The organism is Vibrio cionasavignyae (genome assembly GCF_050337155.1).
GTDB classification, from domain to species: domain Bacteria; phylum Pseudomonadota; class Gammaproteobacteria; order Enterobacterales; family Vibrionaceae; genus Vibrio; species Vibrio nomapromontoriensis.
In genome coordinates this window covers 1-2969 of the sequence record NZ_JAKJSR010000052.1, presented here as the reverse complement: position 1 = coordinate 2969, position 2969 = coordinate 1, and the positions used below count along the sequence as shown (strand labels likewise).

4 protein-coding genes and 1 pseudogene are annotated in these 2969 nt (G+C 44.1%); all 5 read left to right on the top strand.

All coding sequences use genetic code 11. The features are described 5' to 3' along the window. Nucleotides 1-368: hypothetical protein (locus L4D74_RS24950; RefSeq protein ID WP_428755093.1), on the top strand; the 368-nt coding region annotated here is incomplete at its 5' end. Next, entirely contained in the window at nucleotides 369-1379 is a 1011-nt protein-coding gene (locus L4D74_RS24945) for a hypothetical protein (RefSeq protein ID WP_428755091.1), read from the top strand. 23 nt (nucleotides 1380-1402) lie between these two features. Continuing rightward, on the top strand, nucleotides 1403-2347 hold the full coding sequence (locus L4D74_RS24940) for a hypothetical protein (RefSeq protein ID WP_428755089.1): 945 nt from the start codon (nucleotides 1403-1405) through the stop codon (nucleotides 2345-2347). Nucleotides 2348-2390: 43 nt separating this feature from the next. Continuing rightward, a pseudogene (locus L4D74_RS24935) lies at nucleotides 2391-2585 on the top strand (PAAR-like domain-containing protein); the annotation flags it as partial. Between the two features lie 40 nt (nucleotides 2586-2625). Next, entirely contained in the window at nucleotides 2626-2964 is a 339-nt protein-coding gene (locus L4D74_RS24930; protein WP_428755087.1) for a hypothetical protein, read from the top strand. Nucleotides 2965-2969 lie beyond the last annotated feature (5 nt).

Below are 2969 nucleotides of genomic sequence, written 5' to 3'. Positions count from 1 at the left end.
GTTATGTATTCGTCTTGCCGGATTTTAAAATGAACGTATCTCAACTGCATGGCTCGATTTATCGTGTACTGGATGATGCCAAATACGCGGCTTACTCAGTCCCTGATCCCGATAAGGCCATGACCGAAACCTTCAGGAGTGCATTGGCGGCGGCATTTGAAGATAGGACGTTATGTATCGCCAAAGAAGATGGCCTGCATGTCACGGTCAATGTCGAGTTTTCGCATCCAGCGCGTCTGATCTGGTGTTACGAACCGACACCAAACACCATTGTGCCAAAACGCTATTTAACCAACAGCGGCCACATAAGCACGAGTCAAATAGGTATGCTTGATGAAAAACCAAACTCAACACCTTGGGGAAAGTAAATGAATCGCGGCTCTAGAGGAATATTCACAACMAAAGCGCAACCTTTTTCAAAATGGTGGCCGCAATTTCGAGCAGAAGTGATTGTTGTCCCAATGAAAGACCCGCTCGAACCGTTTATGACGGTCAATGATAACGTACTGACGTTAAGGACTGGTTATCATACTCGCCGAAATACCATTGTCATGCCATGGATGCTGATGCTAACCATATTAACCCTGTATTTTATCTACGATTCTCGCTACCAATATGATTTTGAAGCTCACAAGGCTCAGGCAGCGCGTATGATTGAAAGCTATAAAGAAGACAAAGCCAGATACATAAGCTACCTTTCCGACGCTCAAAAGGAAGGCGATAAAGAAGGAGAGGATATTTTTCGGCGTGGGATAGCTCTCGCAGATAATTCYATTAAAGGTTTCAGYATCTATTTTGAGCAAGACGGTRRTGTGACATTGTTTACTCATATGAGAGCGCTTAAGCAACTTGGAGAGCTAGATTATTTCCTTTTCGGTATTGGCCTTTTTTCGTTCATGGGCGCTTTATCTTTAGGTATGTGGTTACTTTTCTTGTTGAAACCTCAAGACGCGGAAGTTTACTTTGATCGAAACCGGCAAATTGTCTACTCGTGGCGACATGGAAGGGTTGGAGCAGCATCATTTGATAAAATGGGGATATTAGAAAACCACCTTGGCTTAAATATCGTATTGCAATTTGAGAACAAAAACCAAACGGGCTACCGACCGATGGGGATAATGGGTATTGATATTGGTAAGCTTTCTTTTCATCGAGAAGGTGATATGACTTACCCATTAGCTCAAATCTTAGCGTTTATGGAGCATGGCAAAGAAGCGGTAATTACAGGAGAATCATTTAGAAGGGAGCCAGCAAAATACTTCTTACGTAAGGATAAAAAGCCAGATAACTTTGAACAGCGTGTCGAAGCGGCCCTCGCAGCCCAAGATGACCTCGTTTCTCACTACCAAACAAATCGGGTAAAAGGTCATGCGATATAGGGCTTAATAACAAACGGAAATAAATGAAACGTCGATTTTGGGGCATGTTTACCACCAAAGCCCAACCTTTTTCAAAGTGGTGGCAGGAATTTCGCTCAGAGGTGATCGTTATTCCAATGGAAGACCCACTTGACCCTATAGTCTCTGTAGATGAAAAGGTGTTAACCGTAAGAACTGGCTACCACAATCGGCGCAACACCATTATTATTCCACTGATGTTGCTGTTTACCTTTATGCCTCTTTATATGTTTTATGATTGGCTGCCGAATCTTGAAAAACAACAAGAATCTGCATATATGAGGCTAGAGTATGTTGAGCAGCAAAGGGCTTTGAGATACCCATCAGACAGGACTGATAGGATTGAGAAGTATGCACGAGCACTGCTTAATGAAAATGGTGAGGTTACATGGGCAACTTACCTAAGGGCTATAAAGTCTGAAGGCAGGCTTGAGCGCTTCCTCGGAAGTTTTGTTATGATCGGTTCTTTTCTGCTCTTTGGTATTGCTCTTTGGCTCCTTTTCCTTCTAAAACCCAGAGATGCCGAAGTCTATTTTGACCGCGAACGCCAAATTGTATACAGCTGGCGTCACGGCCGAGTTGGCGCAGCTTACTTTGATAAAATGGGTTTGATTGAGAACCAAGTTGGTATCAATATCGTGTTGCAGTTTGAAAACAAAAAGCAGAAGGGCTACCACCCGATGGCGATTGTCGGCATTGATACCGGTAAGCTCGCTTTTCATACCGAAGCCGATACCACCTACCCATTAGCACAAATTCTCGCCTTTATGAACCATGGCAAAGAAGCCGTCATCACAGTGCTGTCATTTAATCGCGAATCTGCAAAGTTATTTTGGCGAGTAGATCCTAAGCCAGAAAACTTTGAAGCACGTGTAGATGCAGCATTGAAGGCAGAAGGTGACTTAGTCCATCACTACCAAACCCGCAGGCCCAAAGGGCATGCGATATAGGACTTTAAATGTGGATGAGAGACGTGAAGACATACACCATTAAAGCAATGCTAAATCGGCGGATTTATCGGGTGGTTCAACCTCGGTTAGTGCAGATGGAGGTAATAGCATAGCGCTAAAAGGCAGTACGTTTTCAAAAAGTAGGGGTGATGCAGGCGGCGATAAGAAAGGTATATCTTCCGGTACTATTGAAGCTGAGTTTATTTCTGCTTCGCCGGATGTGATCATTGAAGGTAAGTTAAAAGCTCAGTTACGTATTCGTCTTGCCGGATTTTAAAATGAACGTATCTCAACTGCATGGCTCGATTTATCGTGTACTGGATGATGCCAAATACGCGGCTTACTCAGTCCCTGATCCCGATAAGGCCATGACCGAAACCTTCAGGAGTGCATTGGCGGCGGCATTTGAAGATAGGAGGTTATGTATCGCCAAAGAAGACGGCCTGCATGTCACGGTCAATGTCGAGTTTTCGCATCCAGCGCGTCTGATCTGGTGTTACGAACCGACACCAAACACCATTGTGCCAAAACGCTATTTAACCAACAGCGGCCACATAAGCACGAGTCAAATAGGTATGCTTGATGAAAAACCAAACTCAACACCTTGGGGAAAGTAAATGAA